The sequence below is a fragment of the Ciceribacter sichuanensis genome, assembly GCF_024055605.1.
In the GTDB taxonomy this organism is placed as follows: Bacteria; Pseudomonadota; Alphaproteobacteria; order Rhizobiales; family Rhizobiaceae; genus Allorhizobium; species Allorhizobium sichuanense.
This window is the reverse complement of record NZ_JAMXLX010000008.1, coordinates 128,951-149,552: the sequence shown is the minus strand read 5'-3', so window position 1 is coordinate 149,552 and position 20,602 is coordinate 128,951. Positions and strand designations below refer to the sequence as shown.

The 20,602-nt window shown below is 62.2% G+C and carries 18 protein-coding genes; 8 read left to right on the top strand and 10 right to left on the bottom strand.

Annotation, left to right across the window (positions count from 1 at the left end):
• Positions 1 to 76 precede the first annotated feature (76 nt).
• From NBH21_RS21205 to NBH21_RS21175, 7 genes are all read left to right on the top strand, one after another.
• The gene (locus NBH21_RS21205; RefSeq protein WP_250914886.1) at positions 77 to 1,150 is read left to right on the top strand and encodes a 2,3-butanediol dehydrogenase; all 1,074 of its coding nucleotides are present in this window, start codon (positions 77 to 79) and stop codon (positions 1,148 to 1,150) included.
• Between the two features lie 126 nt (positions 1,151 to 1,276).
• Complete coding sequence (locus NBH21_RS21200; protein ID WP_250914887.1) at positions 1,277 to 3,079, top strand: NAD(P)/FAD-dependent oxidoreductase; 1,803 nt, start codon at positions 1,277 to 1,279, stop codon at positions 3,077 to 3,079.
• A gap of 174 nt (positions 3,080 to 3,253) precedes the next feature.
• Positions 3,254 to 4,087, top strand: coding sequence for a metallophosphoesterase family protein (locus NBH21_RS21195; RefSeq protein ID WP_250914888.1), 834 nt, complete (start codon positions 3,254 to 3,256; stop codon positions 4,085 to 4,087).
• The gene (locus NBH21_RS21190; protein ID WP_250914889.1) at positions 4,084 to 5,253 is read left to right on the top strand and encodes an ABC transporter ATP-binding protein; all 1,170 of its coding nucleotides are present in this window, start codon (positions 4,084 to 4,086) and stop codon (positions 5,251 to 5,253) included. Before NBH21_RS21195 ends, NBH21_RS21190 begins: the two co-directional genes overlap by 4 nt.
• Before the next feature lie 16 nt (positions 5,254 to 5,269).
• Positions 5,270 to 6,181, top strand: a complete 912-nt coding sequence (locus tag NBH21_RS21185) for a carbohydrate ABC transporter permease (RefSeq protein WP_250914997.1) — start codon at positions 5,270 to 5,272, stop codon at positions 6,179 to 6,181.
• Positions 6,178 to 7,014 carry a carbohydrate ABC transporter permease gene (locus NBH21_RS21180; RefSeq protein ID WP_250914890.1) on the top strand — a complete coding sequence of 279 codons (837 nt, stop codon included), beginning with the start codon at positions 6,178 to 6,180 and terminating at the stop codon, positions 7,012 to 7,014. Before NBH21_RS21185 ends, NBH21_RS21180 begins: the two co-directional genes overlap by 4 nt.
• A gap of 24 nt (positions 7,015 to 7,038) precedes the next feature.
• Positions 7,039 to 8,304 (top strand): ABC transporter substrate-binding protein, encoded by a 1,266-nt coding sequence (locus NBH21_RS21175; RefSeq protein ID WP_250914891.1) that lies wholly within the window; start codon positions 7,039 to 7,041, stop codon positions 8,302 to 8,304.
• A gap of 79 nt (positions 8,305 to 8,383) precedes the next feature.
• On the opposite strand, the gene NBH21_RS21170 is transcribed toward NBH21_RS21175, so the two are convergent.
• The 9 genes from NBH21_RS21170 to NBH21_RS21130 form a co-directional block, all read right to left on the bottom strand.
• Positions 8,384 to 9,370, bottom strand: coding sequence for a LacI family DNA-binding transcriptional regulator (locus NBH21_RS21170; protein ID WP_250914892.1), 987 nt, complete (start codon positions 9,368 to 9,370; stop codon positions 8,384 to 8,386).
• A 147-nt stretch (positions 9,371 to 9,517) separates the two neighbouring features.
• Positions 9,518 to 10,432: a TIM barrel protein gene (locus NBH21_RS21165; RefSeq protein WP_250914893.1), complete on the bottom strand. Its 915-nt coding sequence runs from the start codon at positions 10,430 to 10,432 to the stop codon at positions 9,518 to 9,520.
• A 28-nt stretch (positions 10,433 to 10,460) separates the two neighbouring features.
• Positions 10,461 to 11,207 carry a glycerophosphodiester phosphodiesterase family protein gene (locus tag NBH21_RS21160; RefSeq protein ID WP_250914894.1) on the bottom strand — a complete coding sequence of 249 codons (747 nt, stop codon included), beginning with the start codon at positions 11,205 to 11,207 and terminating at the stop codon, positions 10,461 to 10,463.
• 32 nt (positions 11,208 to 11,239) lie between these two features.
• Complete coding sequence (locus tag NBH21_RS21155) at positions 11,240 to 12,073, bottom strand: ABC transporter permease (protein WP_250914998.1); 834 nt, start codon at positions 12,071 to 12,073, stop codon at positions 11,240 to 11,242.
• A 61-nt stretch (positions 12,074 to 12,134) separates the two neighbouring features.
• Positions 12,135 to 13,061, bottom strand: a complete 927-nt coding sequence (locus tag NBH21_RS21150) for an ABC transporter permease (protein ID WP_250914895.1) — start codon at positions 13,059 to 13,061, stop codon at positions 12,135 to 12,137.
• Positions 13,062 to 13,077: 16 nt separating this feature from the next.
• A complete protein-coding gene (locus tag NBH21_RS21145; protein ID WP_250914896.1) occupies positions 13,078 to 14,064 on the bottom strand; it encodes an ABC transporter ATP-binding protein in 987 nt (328 codons plus the stop codon).
• Positions 14,065 to 15,063, bottom strand: a complete 999-nt coding sequence (locus tag NBH21_RS21140; RefSeq protein ID WP_250914897.1) for an ABC transporter ATP-binding protein — start codon at positions 15,061 to 15,063, stop codon at positions 14,065 to 14,067.
• A gap of 122 nt (positions 15,064 to 15,185) precedes the next feature.
• Positions 15,186 to 16,820 (bottom strand): ABC transporter substrate-binding protein, encoded by a 1,635-nt coding sequence (locus NBH21_RS21135; RefSeq protein ID WP_250914898.1) that lies wholly within the window; start codon positions 16,818 to 16,820, stop codon positions 15,186 to 15,188.
• A 135-nt stretch (positions 16,821 to 16,955) separates the two neighbouring features.
• On the bottom strand, positions 16,956 to 17,675 hold the full coding sequence (locus NBH21_RS21130) for an HAD family hydrolase (RefSeq protein WP_250914899.1): 720 nt from the start codon (positions 17,673 to 17,675) through the stop codon (positions 16,956 to 16,958).
• A gap of 207 nt (positions 17,676 to 17,882) precedes the next feature.
• On the opposite strand from NBH21_RS21130, the gene NBH21_RS21125 reads away from it, so the two are divergent.
• A complete protein-coding gene (locus tag NBH21_RS21125) occupies positions 17,883 to 18,806 on the top strand; it encodes a sugar-binding transcriptional regulator (protein ID WP_425340461.1) in 924 nt (307 codons plus the stop codon).
• Positions 18,807 to 18,882: 76 nt separating this feature from the next.
• On the opposite strand, the gene NBH21_RS21120 is transcribed toward NBH21_RS21125, so the two are convergent.
• A complete protein-coding gene (locus tag NBH21_RS21120) occupies positions 18,883 to 20,577 on the bottom strand; it encodes an SGNH/GDSL hydrolase family protein (RefSeq protein ID WP_250914901.1) in 1,695 nt (564 codons plus the stop codon).
• Positions 20,578 to 20,602 lie beyond the last annotated feature (25 nt).

Below are 20,602 nucleotides of genomic sequence, written 5' to 3'. Positions count from 1 at the left end.
TTTTCCGGGGGTCGGTCCACCATGGCACGCACCTTGCTGCCTAGTCTGCATTACAAAAGCAGAAAAGGGAGTAAACATGCGAGCCCTCCGTTTCCACGCAGCCAAGGACCTGCGTATCGACGACATTCCGGAACCGAAGAACCCGGGCAAGGGGCAGGTTCTTGTGAGCAACCGCTTCGTCGGCATCTGTGGCACCGACCTTCACGAATACAGCTATGGCCCGATCTTCATTCCGACCGAACCGCATCCGTTCACCGGCGCGCATGGCCCGCAGGTTCTCGGCCATGAATTCGGTGGTGTGGTCGAGGCGATCGGCGAGGGTGTTACCTCGGTAAAGGTTGGCGACCGTGTTTCCATCCAGCCGCTGGTGATGCCGCGTTCGGGCGACTATTTCGCCGACCGCGGGCTTTTCCACCTCAGCACGGAGCTAGCCCTGGTGGGCCTGAGCTGGGATGGCGGCGGCATGGCAGAAGCCGCGATCGTCAACGAATATAACGTCCAGAAAATCCCGGATGAGATGACTGACGAGGAAGCCGCGCTGGTCGAGCCGACGGCGGTTGCCGTCTATGCCTGCGACCGCGGCGGTGTGTCCGCCGGCAACAGCGTTCTCGTCACCGGAGCCGGCCCGATCGGCATGCTGACGCTCCTTGCCGCGCGCGCGGCTGGAGCTGCCCAGCTCTTCGTTTCGGACCTCAACGATGCCCGTCTGGAATATGCGAAGGGCATCCTGCCTGACGTCATCACCATCAATCCCAAGCGTGACAATGTGGGCGACGTCGTTCGTTCGCTGACCGAAGGCAATGTCGGGTGTGACGTTGCTATCGAATGTGTCGGCAACGAGCATGCTCTCAAGGCCTGCGTCGATGCCGTGCGCAAGCAGGGCGTGGTGGTGCAGACCGGCCTGCATCCGCATGAAAACCCGATCGACTGGTTCCAGGTGACCTTCCGCGATCTGGAAGTGAAGGGTTCCTGGGCCTATCCGACCCATTACTGGCCCCGCGTCATTCGCCTCATCGCCTCAGGCCTGCTGCCGGCGAAGAAGGTCGTGACCAAGCGCATCACGCTGGATACCGCGGTCAAGGAAGGCTTTGACGCCCTTCTCGACCCGGCCGGTACGCATCTGAAGATCCTGATCGATCTTTCGAAATAAGGCGTCTTCCGCGTCGCCTGCCGGGAAGAGGAGCCCGGCTGGCGTTTGCGGCGATCCCTTGAGATGCCGCCCGCAGAGGCCGCGGCATCGCATCAGGCAGTTTCAAGCAACCATGGAGGAGATGACATGCTTGACGGAAGCCCCAATACCAAAATCGATACCGTTCTCGCCAAACTCGGCCGCGCCCTTGAACAGGGTGATGTCGAGGCCGCGGTCAATCTGTTCCAGGCGGATTGCCATTGGCGCGATCTCGTTACCTTCACCTGGAACCTCAAGACACTGGAAGGTCGGGAGCAGATCCGCGACATGCTGCAGAGCCAGCTTTCGTCGGTTAGGCCCGAAAACTTCGTGCAGGATGCGAAGGAGCCTGCAAGCGAAGACGACGGCGTGACCCAGGGCTGGTTCGAATTCGAAACCGGTACCGCGCGCGGCTACGGCCAGATTCGCCTCAAGAACGGCCTGATCTGGACGCTTCTCACCACCATGAGCGAGCTGAAGGGCCATGAGGAGCCGAAGGGCATCCGACGCCCGATGGGCGCCGAACATGGCCATGACAAGAGCCGCAAGAGCTGGAAGGAAAAGCGCGAGCAGGAAGCTGCCGAGCTCGGCTACAATACTCAGCCCTATGTCGTGATCATCGGCGGCGGGCAGGGCGGCATCGCGCTTGGCGCGCGCCTTCGCCAGCTTGGCGTGCCGACCATCATCATCGAGAAGAACGAGCGGCCGGGCGACAGCTGGCGCAAGCGCTACAAGTCGCTGTGCCTGCATGATCCCGTCTGGTACGACCACCTGCCCTACATCCCTTTCCCGGAAAACTGGCCGGTCTTCACGCCCAAGGACAAGGTCGGCGACTGGCTGGAAATGTACACCAAGGTGATGGAGCTCAACTATTGGGGCTCGACCACCTGCAAGTCTGCGTCGTTCGACGAGGCCACCGGCGAATGGACCGTGGTGGTCGATCGCAACGGCGAAGAGGTGGTTCTGCGGCCGAAGCAGCTGGTGCTGGCAACCGGCATGTCGGGCAAGCCCAATGTTCCGAAGGTCCCCGGACAGGATATCTTCAAGGGCGAGCAACAGCATTCCTCCCAGCATCCGGGACCCGATGCCTATGCCGGCAAGAAGGTCGTGGTGATCGGCTCGAACAACTCTGCCCACGACATCTGCGCAGCGCTCTGGGAAGCAGGAGCCGACGTCACCATGGTGCAGCGCTCCTCCACCCATATCGTTCGGTCGGAATCGCTGATGGAAATCGGCCTTGGCGATCTCTATTCTGAAAGAGCGGTGGCCGCCGGGATGACGACGCGCAAGGCGGATCTGATCTTCGCCTCGCTACCTTATCGCATCATGCATGAATTCCAGATCCCGCTTTACAACCGGATGCGGGAGAAGGATGCGGACTTTTATGCCGCGCTGGAAAAGGCCGGCTTCATGCTGGACTGGGGCGCTGACGGTTCAGGCCTGTTCATGAAGTATCTGCGGCGCGGTTCCGGCTATTACATCGATGTCGGGGCCTGCGATCTGGTGATTGACGGTTCGATCAAGCTCAAGTCCGGCTCGGATGTCGAGCGGCTGACGGAAGATGCCGTGGTGTTGAAGGACGGCACGGTGCTACCGGCCGATCTCGTCGTCTATGCGACCGGCTACGGTTCGATGAACGGCTGGGCCGCCGATCTCATTTCCCGTGAAGTAGCCGACAAGGTCGGCAAATGCTGGGGTGTCGGCTCCGACACGCCCAAGGACCCCGGTCCGTGGGAAGGCGAGCAGCGCAACATGTGGAAGCCGACCCAGCAGGAGGCACTGTGGTTCCACGGCGGCAACCTGCATCAGTCCCGGCATTATTCCCAGTATCTCTCGCTGCAGCTGAAAGCCCGCCAGGTGGGCATCGATACGCCGGTCTATGGGCTGCAGGAGCGCCATCACCTGTCATGATCGAGAATGCCGCGCCGGTCACAGACACCGGCGCGGTATCGTTTTCTGACGGTTTCATGACGGAATTGGAAGAAGGCTGAAAAGGGCCGTTAAGCGGCTGACACGGACAGCACCTAAACACATCGGACATAGCGCGGACAACGTCCCGCCTCCAGTGTTTCAAGGTGCAGCCCCATGAAAATCGTCCAGATCAGCGATACGCATTTCAGTCCGTCCAAGCCGCATTTCAACGGCAACTGGGAACCGGTACGCCGCTGGATCGAGGCAGTGAAACCCGATCTCGTCGTGCATACCGGCGACCTCACCATCGACGGTGCCGACAAGGAAGACGACATCGTCTTCTCGATGGCGCTGCTCGATGAACTCGACGTGCCGGTGCTTATGGTGCCCGGCAATCACGATGTCGGCCATATGCCTGGCTCTCATCAGCCGATCAATGACGAGCGCCTTACCCGCTGGCGGCGTCTCGCCGGCCCTGACCGTTTTGCCAAGGATGTGGGCGAGTGGCGGCTGATCGGCATCAACAGCCTGCTCGTCGGTTCCGGCCATGCCGAAGAGGCGATGCAGCTCAACTGGCTGGCGGAACAGCTGGAGACCCGCGACGGCCGCCGTGTGGCGATGTTCGCCCACAAGCCGCTGTTCGTCGATGATCCTTCTGAAGGCGATACGGGATACTGGGGTGCAACGCCGGCAGAACGCCAGCGTCTGATCGATCTTATTGCGGCTCATGACGTGGCGCTCTACGCCAGCGGTCATCTGCACTGGACATGGCAGGGTGCGTTGAACGACACCAAACTCGTCTGGGCGCCGCCAACATCTTTCATTCTCGACAAGATGGAGCGCGAGATGCCGGGCGAGCGTCTTGTCGGCGGCGTGGTGCATTACCTCGGCGATGAGGTGACGAGCGAGGTCTTCGCTGTCGAAGGGACGACTGCCCACGTTCTCGATGACGTCATCGATGAGGTTTATCCGCGTGCTGCCGCTGTTCCGGTGGAGACGGCCCAATGAGCGCCTTCAGCCTTCGCGGCATCGAAAAATCCTATGGCGGCAACAGCATCCTGAAGGGTGTCAGTCTCGAAGCCGAGGCTGGTGAATTCATCGCGCTGGTCGGGCCGTCGGGCTGCGGCAAGAGCACGCTTCTGCGTATCGTCGCCGGTCTCGACCATGCCGATTGCGGCGAGATCGTCATCGGCGGTACCGATGTGGCGCACAAGGCAGCCGGAGACCGCAACGTCGCCATGGTCTTCCAGTCCTACGCGCTTTATCCGCACCTGACCGCCGCGCAGAATATCGCCGTGCCGCTTGCCATGCGGCGGCTGAGCACGGCCGGCCGTCTGCCTGTGATCGGCGGGATGATCGGCAGCCAGCGCCAGATCCGCGCCGATATCCAGCGTCAGGTCAACGAGATGGCGACGTCGCTCAAGATCGATCACCTGCTCGACCGCAAACCGGGGCAGATGTCCGGCGGCCAGCGCCAGCGCGTGGCTCTTGCCCGCGCCATGGTGCGTCATCCCAACGTCTTCCTGATGGACGAGCCGCTTTCCAATCTGGACGCAAACCTGCGCGTTCATGCCCGCGGCGAGATCGTCGAACTGCATCGCAAGGCCGGCGTGCCGACGCTTTACGTCACGCATGACCAGTCGGAAGCGCTTTCCATGGCTGACCGCGTGGCGGTAATGATCGGCGGCCGGATGCTGCAGCTCGATACGCCCCGCAACATCTATGACGATCCCGCCCATATCGAGGTCGCCCGCTTTCTGGGCCAGCCGCGCATCAACGTGATCTCCACCCGGGTCGATGACAGCGGTCTGGTGCAGGCCGGCGACATCAGGCTTGCCACGCGCAGCTATCTCGTTGCGGGCGCACCGGTTTCCGTCGCCTTCCGACCGGAGTTCGTCCGGCTTGCGGCAAGCAGCGAAGGTGGGCTGCCGGCGAGCGTAGAGCGACTGGAATTCCTCGGTTCGGAAGTCGTGGTGTTTACCCGGCTGGCGGCGATGGAAACCATCGTCGTCGCGAAGATATCGCCCGCCGAGGCCATCGGCCTGTCGGCCGGTCAGCGCGTCGACCTGAAGATTGCTCCCGAAGCGTTGATGGTCTTTGACGAACACGGCGCAAGACTGTCGGCGGATGTCGCTTCGGTCGCCGGGCATCGGGTGGAGGCGCTTCATGGCTAGCCTCGCTTTCGACGGGATGCAGGCGGGTTCGGCTCATTCGCCGGCAAAGGTCGCGCGCCGTCGGGAGGCGCGTATTGCGCTTCTTCTGTCCGCACCCGCGCTCGTGCTGATGCTGCTCTTCATCATCCTGCCGACGATTGCCGTGATCTTCCTAGGCTTCACCGATTTCGAACTCGGTTACGGCAGCTTCCGTTTCGTCGGCTTCGAGAATTATGCCGACCTGATCAGCGACCGGACCTTCCGCAAGTCTCTGTGGAACACCGCGGTCTACGCGGCCATCGTCGCGCCTCTATCCATGGCGCTCGGCCTTGGCATCGCACTTCTCATCGAGGCGGAAGGCTGGGGCAAGGGATTTTTCCGCACGGCCTATTTTCTGCCGGTCGCATCGCTGCTCGTCGCCATGGCGACCGTCTGGCAATATCTCTTCCACCCGACCATCGGCCCGATCAACGCTCTTCTCGATCTGGTGGGCATCACCGGTCCGAACTGGCTCGGCGCGTCCAGCACCGTGTTGACCAGCCTTGCGATCATCGGCATCTGGCAATCGACCGGTTTCAACATGGTGCTGTTCCTGGCCGGTCTCTCCGCGATCCCACGCGAACTCTATCAGGCGGCGGAGATCGATGGCGCGCGCTCGGCTTTCTCGCGCTTCGGTCTCGTGACGTGGCCGATGCTGGGGCCGACCACGCTCTTCGTCACCACGATCAGCATCATCAACGCGGTCAAGGTGTTCGAGACGGTCAAGACGCTGACTGAAGGCGGCCCCAACAAGGCTTCGGAGGTTTTGCTTTTCACCATCTACCAGGAAGGTTTCGTCTACCTGCGGGTCGGCTATGCCTCGGCCATGACGGTGATCTTCCTCGCGATCCTCGTGTCGCTGATGTTTCTCCAGTACCGCGTCATGGACCGGAAGGTGCACTACGCATGACGAACGACGCTCTTTCTCTCGGCCGCATCCTCCGACTTTCGGTTCTGACAATCGGGGCGATCGTTTTCCTCGCGCCCTACATCTTCATGATCTCCACGGCCGGCAAGGCGCAGAGCGATATCTTTTCGTCGTCGCTCTCGCTGATCCCGCAAACCTGGTTCTATGTGGAGAATTTCTCCAAAGCCCTCAGCCGCGTCTCCATGGTTAGCCTGCTTCTCAATGGCGTGGTCGTCTGTGGCCTGATCCTGATCGTGCAGGTGGTGGTCGCCATTCCCTGCGCCTATGCCATGGCAAAGCTCTCCTTCCGGGCAGCGCGGCTGATGATGGCGCTGGTCATGCTCGGCCTGCTGGTGCCGATCCATGCGACCGCGCTGCCGCTTTATGTCGCCTTCGACAGGATGTCGGTGCTGAACAGTTACTTCGCCCTTGTCGCGCCCTTTTCGATCTCCGTCTTCGCCATCTTTCTCTTCCTGCAGTTCTTTCGCGGCATTCCTGATGACCTGATCCATGCGGCGCGGCTCGACGGCATGTCGGAGACGGGCATTGTGATGAGGGTCATCGTGCCCAATGCCTGGCCAGCGATCACCGCCTTCTCGATCTTCTCGGTGGTGGCCCACTGGAACGACCTGTTCTGGCCGCTGATCGTCGTTACCAACCAGGCCTATGCGACGCCGCCGCTCGGACTTCTCTATTTCCGCGCCGCGGAAGCCGGCGACGACTACGGCGCGCTGATGGCCGCGACCCTCATCATCACTCTTCCCCTCGTCCTCGCCTTCCTGCTCGCGCAGAAGCGGTTCGTCGAGGGTATCACCATGACCGGTCTGAAAGGCTGATCGGTCCAACCCAGGAGCACAGCGATGACTCTCTTCAAAAAGGCGATTGCCGCGGCGGCCGTGACGCTGGCGACAATCGTTCCGGCCCATGCCGAAACGACGCTCAATGTTCACTATCCGATGCCCGGTTTCTTCAAGGACGTGATGGACACGATCTCGAAGAAGTTCATGGAAGAAAATCCGGATATCAAGATCACCTTTGCCAATCCTTCCGCGACCTATGAGGAAGGCATCCAGACCATTATGCGTCAGGCCGGCACGGCCGAAATGCCTGACATCACCTTCATCGGCCTCAACCGCCTGCGCATGGTCAACGAGCGCGATATCCCGGTCGATCTCGCGCCGTTCATCGCCAAGGACGGCAACATGGCCGAGCAGGGCTTCTCGGACAACATCCTGAAGCTCGCCCAGGTCAAGGGCAAGCAGGTCGGTCTCGCCTTCGCGACGTCTAACCCTATCATGTATTACAATGCCGACCTCGTTCGCAAAGCCGGCGGCAACCCGGATACCCCGCCGAAGACCTGGGACGAAGTGATTGCGCTTTCCTCCAAGATCAAGGCGCTCGGCGACGGCAATGAAGGCATCGACTTCCGCTGGCAGGGCGACGACTGGATGTTCTCCGCACTTCTGTTCGGCGCCGGCGGCAAGATGCTGAACGACAATGAAAGCGCAGTCGCCTTCAACGGTCCGGAAGGTCAGAAGGCTATTGAACTGCTCGACCGCATGGTCAAGGAAGGCGGTCTGCCGGTCTTCACCAAGCAGGCCGGTGAGCAGGCCTTCGTTGCCGGCAAGGTCGGTTTTGCCTTCCAGACCACTGGCGCGCTGCGCAACACCATCAAGAACGTTGGCGACAAGTTCGACCTGCGCACCGCCCAGATCCCGCTGATCGATCCGGTGAACGGCAAGCTGCCGACCGGCGGTAACGCCGCTGTCATGCTGACCCGCGACGTCGCCAAGCAGGATGCCGCATGGAAGTTCATCAAGTTCGCCGCTGGCCCCTTCGGCGCCTCGGTCGTCGTGCCGGGCACCGGCTATGTGCCGAACAACGAACTCGCTGCCGCTTCGCCTGAATATCTCGGCAACTTCTATAAGGAAAACCCGCTCTTCGTCGCTGGCCTTTCGCAGATGCCGCGTATGATCCCGTGGTATGCCTTCCCGGGTTCCAACGGCGTAAAGGTCACCCAGACGATCGTCGAGAACCTGTCGCGCGTGGTCGAGCAGACGGCTTCGCCGAAGGAAGCTCTGGATGACGCTGCTGCCGAAGTCGAAAGCCTGCTGCCGCGCAGTTGAGGCATCTCACTCACGAGGAGCCAAGAAGCGCCGCCCGAATGGGCGGCGCTTTCGTCGATGCAGGAGGAAGATGAAAGCGTCAGCTCAGCCGACGCACGGTGCCGCCGGCATGCAGCTTGTAACCGATCATCAGGTGACGCGGGGTCGCGGCGTTGTCGGCGATATCGAGCAACAGCGAGGCGGCGGTTGCGCCCATGCTGGTATCGGGCATTTCCACCGTCGTGAGCGGCGGATCGATCAGGCGGCCGATGGCGATGCCGTCGAAGCCGACAACGGAGATGTCACCGGGAACTGTAAGCCCTTCGCGCCTGATCGCCCCAATGACCCCCAGCGCGAGGAGATCGTTGGAAGCGATGATGGCCGTTGGTCGCTGGCGTTTCAGAGGTTCGGCAAGATCGAGTTCGTCATGACCCGTGACGAAGGGGATCTGCAGCGCATCGAGCACGGGCAGACCGGCGGCGGCCATGGCCTCGCAATGGCCGTCATAGCGCAGCTTGGCCCGGTCGGACGCCTCGAAATGGCCGGAGACGAAAAGGATTCGCCGATGGCCATGTTCGATCAGATATTCTGTGATTTCCTGCCCGGCGAGCCGGTTGTCGGTCGTCACTGCCGCAGGAAAGCGTGGTGTTGGCAGGTTGTTGAGCAGCACGGTTGGCGGCATGGCAAAGGGCAGGGACAGTTCGCTCTTCAGCGGGTTGCACACCGTAAGGATCAGGCCTGTTGGCTTCTCGGAAAGGAGATATTCGATGGCTTCCGCCTCGCGCGCCGGGTCGTAGTCCGATTGTGCGATCAGTACGCCGATCCCGGAAACGCGCATGCGGTTTTGGATGCCGAGCAGCGAAGCGGCAAAGACGGGATTGGTGATGCTCGGGATCAGCACGCCGATGGCGGACCGGCGGCGGATCATCGGGGCGGGGCGTTCCGTCCGGCGATAACCGAGGTCGGAGGCCGCCTTGCGCACGCGCCGCACCATGCCTTCGCTCACCGGACCGCTGCGGTTGAGGACCCGGCTGACGGTGGCTGTCGAGCAGCCGGCTTTGGATGCGATGTCCTGAAGCGTCGACATTTGGCCCTCGGCGCGGTTTCGGGTCCTTCGGTCCCCACGGACCTGCCTGGCGATGATCCGATAACGGGTCGTTGTGACACTGGTTTGAAGGTCGTCACAAAGAGAGCGGCTGCCGCCGGTTGATATTCTCGGCGGCAGCCAGTCTTTTCACTCGGCGGCGACAGCAGTCTTGTGACTGTTCAGCGCGATGAGATTGCGGGCGCGTTCAAGGCTTTCCGGCTGTTCGGCACGGTAGCGGGCGCCTATTTCCATCATCAGCACGGTGCCGGGCAGGAATTCCAGCTCGCTGAAGATGTCGTCCCAATCGATGTCGCCCCAGCCGAGCGGCATGTGAAGGTCGCCGATGCCCATCGCGGTGTTTTCCTGCGGATGGTAGCCCTGATAAAAGCCCTGCGGACGGCCGAAGGAATCATGGACATGCAGATGCCCGGCGACGGGCGCCATGGCACGGAGTTGGTCGCGGAAGTTGAGCCCGCGATAGGTCGATTCGATATAGGCGTGGCTGAAGTCGATCAGCGCGACAATGTTCGGATGGTTCAGGGCCTTTACGGTTGCCGCCACCTCGGCCGGCGTCTGGCGATACTGGCCGGGCTCGGTGGTGAAGATGTTCTCCAGCGCGATCCTCACGCCATACGGCTTGCAGAACTCGGCGAGTTCGAGCAGCGCCTCCCGTTCGCGAAGGTCAGCTCCGGCGCGTTCGGCAATCTGGTCGGCGCGCAGGCAACCGCCGTGCTGGACGAGGATGCGTGCACCAACCCGGTCGCAGATCTCGACCAACGCCTTGGCGGCGTCAAGCTGGTAGCGGCAGGTCACCGGATCCATGAAGTTCGAGGATACGAGGCCGTGCACCGTGTAGCGGAAGTCGAACTGGCTGGTGAGCGCGATGAGGCGGTCGGCCCGTTCCCTGATGATGCGACCGCCGGCGATCAGGTCGACACTCGTGATGCCGAGTTCGACCGTGTCGACGCCGATTTCGGCAAGTGCGCGCAGATCCTGTTCGAGGCTGGCGAATTCGCCGTCTTTCGAGCCGACGTTGAAGCCGGTTCCAATGATATTGCTCATGGTTATCTCCCGAGAGGTGTGAGGAAGGTCATACGTGTTCGGTGATCTCGGCGCGGAGGCGCAGCGCAAGGTCGGGGTTGTCGGAGGTCAGATGGCCGATGCCCCGTTCGAGCCACGGCCGGATCAGTGCCTCCTCGTTGAGCGTCCAGACGCAGAGGCGTTCGAGCGGCAGCCGTGCGGTGATGAGGTCCCATTCGGCCTGCATCAGTTCGTGATGGATGGCGACGATGTCGACGAGGCCATCGACCTGGTCGAGAAAGGCGGCAAGTCCGCCCTGCCGGTCGGCCCAGTCCTTGTTCACTGACACGAGACGGGCGACCTGCGGCGCGGCTTTACGGCAGCCTTCGAGGATCGAGGTGTCGAAGGAGGTGAGGTGCGAGCGTTCCGTGACGCCGAAGCGGATTGTTTCTTCGACAACCTTTTCGACGATGCCCGGATAAGGCTTGCCGTTTTCATCGATCTTGATCTCGATGTGCAGGTCCTTGCCCGAGGGGGCAAGAACGGCAAGCACATCGGCGAGAGTCGGGATGGTATCGTCGGAGCCCTTCAGCTTCGTCGTCTTGCGGGTCTCAGGCGAAAGCGCGCGAACCGGGCCGGTGTCTTCGGCGGTGCGGTCGAGTGTTGCATCGTGGATGACGATCAGCTCTCCCGCATCCGTCAGGTGAACGTCGAATTCCACGGCGTCAACGCCGAGCGCAAGCACGTTGCGGAAGCCGGTGAGGCCGTTTTCGGGCCAGAGATTGCGGGCGCCGCGGTGGCCGGTGATCTTTGTCATGGGTCTGTCCTGATCGATGAGTTTGAAAACGTTCAGCGCACGGTGGGGTCGAGTTTGTCCCGCAGCCAGTCGCCGACGAGCGAAATGGAGAGCGTCGTCAGCATGATGACGAGGGCGGGCGCGAGCATGATCCAGGGTGCGCGGGTGAGATATTCGCGGCCGAAGCCGACCATGTTGCCGAGGCTGGTTTCGGGCGGCTGGACGCCGAGGCCAAGGAAGGAAAGTCCGCTTTCCATGAGAATGATCTCGGGGAAGGTCAACGTCATCGAGACAATGAGGGTCGAGGCGACGTTTGGCAGAATGTGACGCATGTAGACCCTGAGCGGTGTCGCGCCGAGCTGCACCACCGCGGCGGCATAGCCCTGCGCGCTTGCCGAAATCGCAAGGCCGCGGGCGATGCGGGCATAGCGTTCCCAGCCGTAGAAACCCATCAGGCAGACGAGCAGCGTCATCGACGAGCCGAAGAAGGCAAGCACGGCGAGCGACATGATGAGGAAGGGAAGCGCTGCCTGGAAGTCGGCGAGAACCAGCACCAGATGCTCGACGGTGCCGCGGAACTTTGCCGCGAGAAAACCGAGCGTGGTGCCGAAGACGGCGGAAATGATCGTCGCGCCGAAGGCAATGACGAGCGACACGCGGATCGACTGGATGAGACGCGAAAGGACGTCGCGGCCGAGTTCGTCGGTGCCGAGCAGGTGGCCGGGATGGCCGGGCAAAGCGAGACGGCTTCTGAGGTCCATGGCGGTGATGCCGTAGGGTCGGATGCTGTCGGCGAAGACGGCGACGAACACCATTGCCGCAAGCCAGAAGATACCCAGTCCGACGGATAGAGGCACATTGCGGCGAAGCATGCGGATCAGGCGCATGGTTCCCCGCGGGGCTGGATGAGCGTGAGAGATCTCGATGGAGGTCATGGCTTCATCCTCTTCAATGGGCTGCCTGGGTGCGAAGCCTGGGGTCGAGCCAGCCGTAAAGCAGATCGACAACGAGATTTGAGAACACCATGGCGGCGGCGATGATCAGCAGGATACACTGCACGACCGCGAGGTCGCGATTGGTGACCGAGACCACCAGCAGGCGGCCGATGCCGGGCCATGAGAAGATCGACTCGACCACGACCGCGCCGGCGATCAGCGAGCCGACCATGAAGCCGACAATGGTGACGATCGGGACGGCCGCGTTCGGCAGGGCGTGGCGCCAGACGACATCAGGCCATTTCAGCCCCTTGGCGGAGGCCGTGCGGATATAGGGCTGGCCCATCACCTCGATCATGGCGCTGCGGGAGAAGCGGGCGAGGATGCCGATGCCGCCGATGCTCATGGTCAGGGTCGGCAGGATGCCATGCATCCATGTGTCCTGCCCACCGGACGGAAGCACGCCGAGGATGACGGAGAAGATCAGCACCAGCAGCAGGCCCATGACGAAGGATGGGATGGTGAAGCCGAAGATCGCCGCAAGGATCACGCCTCGGTCGATGCTGCTCTGGCGGTGAAGCGCGGCATAGACGCCGGCGGGAATGCCGATGGCGAGCTTCAGCAGCAGGGCCGGAATGGTAAGCTGCAGCGTGGCCGGCACGCGTTCGATGACGAGTTGCAGGGCGGATGCCTTGTCGCGCATCGAGACGCCGAAATCGCCGGTGAAGATCGACTTGATATAGGCGAGGTACTGGATCCACAGCGGCTGATCGAGGCCCCAGGCGGCGCGGAAGGCATCGATCGATTCCTGCGGCACGTCGGGGCCGAGCATGACCTGTGCCGGGTCGCCGGACATGCGCAGCACGATGAAGGCGAAGGTGACTACCGCGAGAATGGTGATGAGTGCCCTGAACAATCGCGTGAGAACGAAACGGATCATGATTTCCCTTTCCTCTTCAGGCGGCCATCGAGGCGTCGTCGCCGTCGATCATGTGACAGGCGGCGGTGCGGCCGTTGCCGAGTTCGCGCAAAGCCGGAACCGAACTGCGGCAGATATCGCCGGCAAACGGACAGCGCGGGTGGAAGGCGCAACCTGCCGGACGATTGGCCGGGTTCGGTGGTTCCCCCTGCAGGATCATGCGGCCGGTCAACGGTTTTCCCGGAACGGGTACGCTTGAAACCAGCGCCCTGGTGTAAGGATGGCGGGGTGAATGAAAGATCACGTCCGACGAGGCTTCCTCGACGATCCGGCCGAGATACATGACGGCGACACGGTCGGCGATGTTGCGCACTACTTTGAGGTCATGGCTGATGAATACCATGGCGATATCGTTTTTCTCCTGCAGATCGCGCAGCATGTTGACGACCTGCGCCTGGATGGAGACGTCGAGCGCCGAGACCGGTTCATCGCAGACGATGAGTTTCGGGCGGGTTGCGAGCGCCCGGGCAATGACGGCGCGCTGGCGCTGTCCGCCGGAGAGTTCGTGGGGATAGCGGTCGGCCTGATCGTGGCGCAGGCCAACGGCGGCCATCAGTTCCTCGACGCGGGCGGCACGTTCGTTCTTTTCAAGCAGGCCGTGAATCTCGAGTGGTTCACCTATCTGGGTAGCGATGGTCAGGCGGCGGTCGAGAGCTGCAAGCGGATCCTGATAGACGAGCTGCATGCGGGCGCGCAAAGCTCGCCATTGCGGCGTGCCGAAGGTAGGCATGGGTTGTCCTTCGAAGGTCACTTCGCCGCTCTGGGCGGGGTCGATACCGAGCAGCATGCGCCCGAGCGTCGACTTGCCGGAGCCGGATTCGCCCACGATGCCAAGCGTCTCTCCGGGCTGGACGGTGAGGGACACGCCATCGACAGCGCGGACAGGTGTGGGTCTGCCCAGCAGGCCGTGGCGGATCTGGTAGATGCGGACGAGTTCTTCGGCCTTGATGAGAGGTTCTGACACTTAGACGCTCTCCAGTATCTTCGTCTCGACGCGTCTGATCGTCTTGACGGGAACGGGGTTGAGGCAGGCGAGCAGTCGGCCGTCGTTCATCGTCTCCAGCGCGGGCCGCAGGGCGTGGCAATCGTCTTCGGCGTGGGCGCAGCGCGGGGAAAAGGCGCAACCGGTCGGAAGATGCTTCGGGTTCGGCACAGTGCCGGGAATGGGGATCAGTCTTTCGCGCGGTCCATCGAGGCGCGGGATCGCGTCGAACAGGCCGCGGGTATAGGGATGGCGAGGTTCGCCGAAGAGCTGGGCGATGCCGCCTTCTTCGACGATCCGGCCTGCATACATGACGCAGACGCGCTCGCAGACCTGGCTGACGGCGCCGAGATCGTGGCTGATAAAGACCGTCGCCATGCCGGTTTCATTGCGAATCTGGATGAGGAGATCGAGGATCTGCGCCTGGATCGTCGCGTCGAGCGCGGTCGTGGGTTCGTCGGCGATCAGGAGGTCGGGCTCGCCGGCAAGCGCCATGGCGATCATCAACCGCTGGCACTGGCCGCCGGAGAATTCGTGAGGATAGAGATCGAAGCGGCGGCGAGCATCGGGAATGCCGACCATATCGAGCAATCTCAGGGCTTCGGCCTTGGCCGCCTCTCCACGCAGGCCGCGATGGAGGGAGAGTGCCTCGGTGATCTGACGGCCGATCCGCAAAACGGGATTGAGCGAGCTCGACGGGTCCTGGAAAATCATTGCGATCTTGCCGCCGCGCACGGCTTCCAGAGCAGATCTCGGGCCGCCGCAGAGTTCCTTTCCGTCGACGCGGACCGATCCGCTGACGGTCGCCTTGCCGGGCAGAAGCCCAAGCGCCGCAAGCCAGGTGACGGATTTTCCGCAGCCGGATTCGCCGACAAGGCCGAGAGCTTCGCCGGGTTTCACATCGAGATTTATGCCGTGCAGGACCTGCACGCCGTTAAAGGCGACTTTCAGGTCGCGGATTTCCACGAGATGGGTGTTCATGGCGATCACCTTTCAAGGGCAGTTAGGGCTTTATGGCCAATGCGGAGCAATCGGGCACTCGCCTGTGGCATTGCAGGATGAGAGATCCGGCGGCGCGTGGCCGCCGGATCGCATCGGACCGATCACATGGTCCAGTTGTTGGAACGGAAGTCCATGGCGAAGGCCGGCGCGGCCTTCCACTTCAGCGAGGACTTCATGCCGGTGAAGACCGCGTTCTGGTGCAGGACCTGATAGGCTGGGTCTTCGCGTTCGGCGATTTCCAGCATGCGGGCGATGGCCTTCTTGCGCAGCGCGCGGTCTGTCGAGGTTTCCATAACGACGGAAAGTTCGTTGACCTCGGCATTCGACCAGTCCTTCTTCTGCTGCATTTCGCCGTTCGGGCCGAACTGCACCACCATCGGGGTGATCGGGTCGTTGATGGTGTTGGAAGCGGACCAGTCGCGTACGCCCTTGACGCCCTGCGGATCGTGGATCTGCGCCCAGTTTTCCTTCATCTCGATCTCGACGTTGAGGCCGACCTGCTTCCACATCTCGACCATGATCTGCGCGTTGGCGGTCTGGTTGGTGTAGTAGTTGTTGAGCAGGCGGTAAGGGATCGGGTCGCCCTTGTAGTTGGCTTCCTTGAGGAGCTTCCGGGCGAGGTCCGGGTTGAATTCCGGTGCGGCCCAGCCATCGATGAACATGTCGGTGGCCTTGAAGGATTCAAACTGCAGACCGGCGGGAACGACGGTCAGGCCACCCCAGAGGGCCTCGACGATCGCCTGACGGTCGATCGAATGGGTCATGGCGCGACGGACCAGCGGGTTGGCGAGGATTTCGTTCTGGGTGTTGAACACCGAAATGCGATGGTTCCAGATGGTCGAGCTCTGCACTTCGAAGCCGGGTGCTGTCTGTACCGTTGCAATCTGGTCCGGCGGCAGATCGCACGCGAAGTCGTACTGGCCGGAAAGCAGGCCGTTGACGCGCGAGGCGACTTCCGGAACCTCGACGAAACGGATTTCCTCGAGCGGCGGGCGGCCACCCCAGTATTCATCGAAGGCGACAAGTGTTAGCGAGACGTCCGGCTTGTATTCGCCGACCATGTAGGGGCCGGTGGTGATCGGCTTGCGGGCCCAGTCGGTGTAGCTTGCGGCTTCATCCCAGGCGCGGCGGTTGGCGATCTGGCTACCGCCGGAATAGAGCCGGCCTTCCAGCGTTACGTCCGGCGTGGCGTTGTGGAAGCGGACGGTATACTTGTCGACGGCTTCGACACCGGCGAGTGCCGGCCACAGGCGACGGCCGATGCCGGGAACGATTGCCGGCAGTTCCTTGACGGTGGTTGGCTTGTTGTCGGATTCGAAGATCGTCTTGCCGCCCTTCGGTTCGGTATTGCCGAACACGCGCTCCTTGGAGAAGGAGAAGACGACGTCGTCCGCCGTCAATTCGTCGCCGTTGTGGAACTTCACGCCCTGGCGCAGCTTGAGTTCAAGCGTCTTGTCGTCGATGCGGCGCCATTCTGTGGCGAGGCCGGGAACTGGACCCTGGTTGCCCATCCAGTCACGCAGGATCAGACCTTCCCAAAAGTTCGGGAAGAAAATGCGCTCGCCGACGTTGGACTGTTCGTTCCAGACGTCGAGGGTATTGTTGTTGGTGATCTTCTGCACGGCGATCGTCACTGAGGGGCGCTTGCCCTGGCTGAAAACCGAGCGTGGCAGGATGAGGCTGCCGGCGGTCGCGCCCATAAGTCCGAGCGCGTTACGTCGTGTGATGGGAAGCATCGGGATACTCCTTTTCGCAAGAGGACGGCATGGAAAGCGGAAGCAGTGTTCTTGCGCCTTCCGGATGTCCGTCTGTTAATGGACCCATGAATTTTTGGTGATATTGCCCGCCGCGGAGGCCGCGACGCGCAGCGATCAGGCGTCCACGGGGAGATCCGCGACATCGCGTCCAAAGGAATGGCGCGCTGGCGGGGACAGGACCGTGTCGAAAGCTCTTGAAAGTTCATCCGCGCCGGTGGCGACGCAGATTGCGCCGGCGCCTGCCAGCACTGCGTGACGTCCTTCCCGCGGATCGGCGGGATCGACGAAGCCGATAGCCCTCATGCCGGCGGCGACCGCACCCGTAATGCCGTGGGCGCTATCGTCGATGACAAGGCAGCGCGAAGGTTCGACGCCGAACCGCTCGGCGCAGAGAAGAAAGAGATCCGGCGCAGGCTTCGGCCTGTCGACCATCTCGGCGCTGAAGACGTTCGGCGAAAACTCGTTCCAGAGATCGAACAGGCCAAGACTGTTCTTCAGCCGCTCCACCGTGCTGTTGGAGGCGACGCATTTCGGTTGACGCAGGGCGCGCACGACCGGGACGATGCCGGGCATCGGGGTCAGCGCGTGGGCGAACTCGGGGTAAAGATTGGCCGAGGCTTCTGCGAAGACACTTTCGACATCCTCTATGCCCAGTTCCTCGGCGCAGATGCGTTTCGCGTCCGTTTCGGAGTAGCCGGTGAAACGGCGGTGGACCTCGGCATGGGAAATGTCCGAGCCGGCGTTGCGCAGGGCCTGCCAGAATACCCGGCTGGCAAGCGGCTCGCTGTCGATCAATACGCCGTCGCAATCGAAGATGATGAGATCTGCTGTCACTATTCCAATGCCCGTCCTGTCCGGCTTTGCCGGGGCGGAGACGCAGGATCGGTAAAATCTGCCTCGTCGCCGCCATGTGGTTGCCGATCGGGGGAGTTTCCGGGACATTGCGCCTGGACCCGCGATCGTCTATGCGGCGTCTCTAGGTTACATATGTTACGCCAGTGTGACATTTGAGCGGAGGTTGTTTTGGAAAATCAGGAACTGATGGTGCGGGCCTCGTGGCTTTACCATGTGGAGGGGCTGACCCAGGCGCAGATCGGCGAGCGCATGAATCTCACGCGCCGGCGGGTCAACGAACTTCTGGCTGCCGCTCTGGAGAAGGGTGTGGTTCGTGTCAGCTTCAGTTCACCGCTGGCGGAAAATGTCGAACTGGAAGCGCGACTATGCGAACGTTACGGACTGCAGGACGCGGTTGTGGCCCCGACGCCGGAAGATCTCTCCCATATGCATGCGGTCATAGGCCGGGCATCGGCGGCATTCCTCGATCGTTTCATTCAGGTGCGCAAACCTGCCTCGATCGGTGTCGGTTGGGGGGCGACGCTGCACGAGACCGTCCAGCAGATGACGGGTACGAGTGAGCCGGAAATGCGGATACGCTCGCTGATGGGCGGCCTGACCCGCGGATCGGAGATCAATACCTTCGAAATCGTCAGAAGCCTGGCCAAGGTGCTGAACGCTAAATGCCATTACTTCGCGGCGCCGATCTATGCGGGCAGCGAGGAGGCTCATGACGTGATCATGGCGCAGCCGGTGTTTCGCGATTTTCTTCGGGACGGATCGAGTGTCGAGCTTTCCTTCCTGAGCGTCGGTGATGTCACCGGCCAGTCCCTTCAGGTTCGCTATGGCCTGCCGCAGCATGTCGATATCGGCGAACTCGTCGCCGCTGGAGCCGTGGGAGATTTGCTCGGGCGTTATCTCGACAGGGACGGGCGGCCTGTCGACCATCCGCTGAACCTGCAGGTGATCTCTCCCGATCTCGACGCCTATCGCGGTATTCCGACCCGGATCATCGCCTCGGGCGGACCGCACAAGCATGCGATCCTCGGTGCGACGCTCAAGGCGGGGTTGGCAACGGTCGTCATTACGGATGCAGACAGCGCCCGCTGGCTGCTTTCAGAACGGAGTTGACGGGCCTGTGATGGAAGGCGGGCAACTCCCGGGGAGCTGCCCACTTTTCGAATTTATCAGGCGTGATGGCAAGGTGCTAAATGACGTTCCACGCCGGTCTCGGGTCTGCGCACTTGCGCAGAAACGGCTTCGAGACCTTGATGACACCTTGCCCCGAAACCTGCCGGTTGATGTTGATGACAAGCGGGCGGGTCGCGATGCGCAAGGTCGTCGCATTGATCCCGGCTGGCACCTGGAAAGGCGGAATCTTGAGCCAGCCGGAAAAGCCGTCGGCTGCAAGCGGTAGATCCTGTGTCGTATAGTCCGCATTCTGCAGGCCGCCGCGGGCAATGAAGGCCTGAGCATTGGCGGCATTGTAGAATTCCATCTGCCAATAGACGGAAAGCCAGCCATCCCAGGGGTTGAGTTCCACATGGACGCCCGATTCCAGCCAGTCGGTTCCCGGGACTATACCGGCCGTAGAGAGAGTCAATGCGGCGCTCCTGGCGACGCGCCATTCCTCGTGGCGATTGCCTGAAAGCGTGCCGCTTGGCGTGATGGTAACCACCTGCGTCTTGTAGCTTCCCGTGGTCTCGACCGAGCATGCAGCCGTGCTGTCGCCGCTGGCACGCGTGATCGCGAGCGTGCTGACGCGTGTGCCCGAGGTGCCGGCGTTGCTTGCGGCGGTCGTGGATGCGAAGGCCGCGTCGCTCCAAAGGTTCGAAGCGGAGAGCACGGCAGTGTCAGCGACATTGATATGTTCGCCGGCGCTTACCATGGATTGCAGGATCGGCAGAAGGACGCCGGACATGCGTTCCGCGCCCTTGGGATTGGGATGAAGGACATCGCCGCCGAACAGGGTCGGGTCAAAACCGGGATAGTTGAAACCCAAGCCGGTCAGATCGCAGACCCGCAGCCCTTCGCGGGTTGCCTGCGCCTTGATCCACGCGTTGACGCTGGCAACCATGACTGCCTTTTCCGATCCTTCCTCCCAGGCACCCCGGTCCGTGATGGTCTGGATGACGGTCCATATGCCTTCGTCGCGCAGCAGGGTCAGTTGCCTGTCGAGGCGCTCGATCAGCTTGCGAGGGGAGTTCATGCCTTCGCCGCTTGAAATATCGTTTGTGCCGATGTCGAGATAGACGATGCCCGGCAGCATCGAGGCGACATAAGGAGTCCTCGAGATGGTTCCGGGAGCGTTGCCTTCCGCAACGATATGGTCGCCGCCGCGCCCCTGGAAGGCGCCGCTGATATAGTTGTCGTTGCCCAGATTGTTGTTCAGGTCATACCAGGCGTCGAGGTTGAAGCGATTGTCGCGCAGCCTGATCCAGGGAAGAACGCCGCGCACGATGCTGGTCGCCAGATCTTTCGGAATGCCATCCGCAACGATCGCCCAACCGCCACGCTGGATGAAGGAGTGGCCAAAGCCGACAACCTTTGCGCTTGCGGCCAGAGGCAGCGCCGGAAGCGGACGGCGGACGTTGATGGCAAGCGCCTGGCTTATGCTGCGTTCGCCATCGCTGGCCGTCAGGATGATCTTCGGCGAGGGGGCGGTGCCGTGGTTCAGCGGGCTTGTGCCCGTTACGAGGTTGTTGCCGGACAGCGCGAACATGCCGCCGGCATCATCGTCCAGGGTGAAGCTCCACGAGCCGGACGTGGTATTTTCCACCGAGATCTCTCCGACCTGAGAACCGGCGGCGCTGTCGTCATCGATCGCCTGCCCGGACAGGCGAATGAATGGTCGGCCGGCCGCAAGAGCCTGCCCCGACAATGAAAGTCCGATACCGATCATGGCCGCACCTCCGCCGAGGACGGCG

Bases quoted from the DNA above. Each gene is read 5' to 3' on its own strand.
- NBH21_RS21200 (WP_250914887.1), top strand. From the start codon at position 1,277: ATGCTTGACGGAAGCCCCAATACCAAAATCGATACCGTTCTCGCCAAA.
- NBH21_RS21165 (WP_250914893.1), bottom strand. From the start codon at position 10,432: ATGAGCAATATCATTGGAACCGGCTTCAACGTCGGCTCGAAAGACGGC.
- NBH21_RS21195 (WP_250914888.1), top strand. From the start codon at position 3,254: ATGAAAATCGTCCAGATCAGCGATACGCATTTCAGTCCGTCCAAGCCG.
- NBH21_RS21140 (WP_250914897.1), bottom strand. From the start codon at position 15,063: ATGAACACCCATCTCGTGGAAATCCGCGACCTGAAAGTCGCCTTTAAC.
- NBH21_RS21125 (WP_425340461.1), top strand. From the start codon at position 17,883: ATGGTGCGGGCCTCGTGGCTTTACCATGTGGAGGGGCTGACCCAGGCG.
- NBH21_RS21120 (WP_250914901.1), bottom strand. From the start codon at position 20,577: ATGATCGGTATCGGACTTTCATTGTCGGGGCAGGCTCTTGCGGCCGGC.
- NBH21_RS21160 (WP_250914894.1), bottom strand. From the start codon at position 11,207: ATGACAAAGATCACCGGCCACCGCGGCGCCCGCAATCTCTGGCCCGAA.
- NBH21_RS21180 (WP_250914890.1), top strand. From the start codon at position 6,178: ATGACGAACGACGCTCTTTCTCTCGGCCGCATCCTCCGACTTTCGGTT.
- NBH21_RS21155 (WP_250914998.1), bottom strand. From the start codon at position 12,073: ATGCGCCTGATCCGCATGCTTCGCCGCAATGTGCCTCTATCCGTCGGA.
- NBH21_RS21150 (WP_250914895.1), bottom strand. From the start codon at position 13,061: ATGATCCGTTTCGTTCTCACGCGATTGTTCAGGGCACTCATCACCATT.
- NBH21_RS21175 (WP_250914891.1), top strand. From the start codon at position 7,039: ATGACTCTCTTCAAAAAGGCGATTGCCGCGGCGGCCGTGACGCTGGCG.
- NBH21_RS21135 (WP_250914898.1), bottom strand. From the start codon at position 16,820: ATGCTTCCCATCACACGACGTAACGCGCTCGGACTTATGGGCGCGACC.
- NBH21_RS21205 (WP_250914886.1), top strand. From the start codon at position 77: ATGCGAGCCCTCCGTTTCCACGCAGCCAAGGACCTGCGTATCGACGAC.
- NBH21_RS21170 (WP_250914892.1), bottom strand. From the start codon at position 9,370: ATGTCGACGCTTCAGGACATCGCATCCAAAGCCGGCTGCTCGACAGCC.
- NBH21_RS21185 (WP_250914997.1), top strand. From the start codon at position 5,270: ATGCAGGCGGGTTCGGCTCATTCGCCGGCAAAGGTCGCGCGCCGTCGG.
- NBH21_RS21190 (WP_250914889.1), top strand. From the start codon at position 4,084: ATGAGCGCCTTCAGCCTTCGCGGCATCGAAAAATCCTATGGCGGCAAC.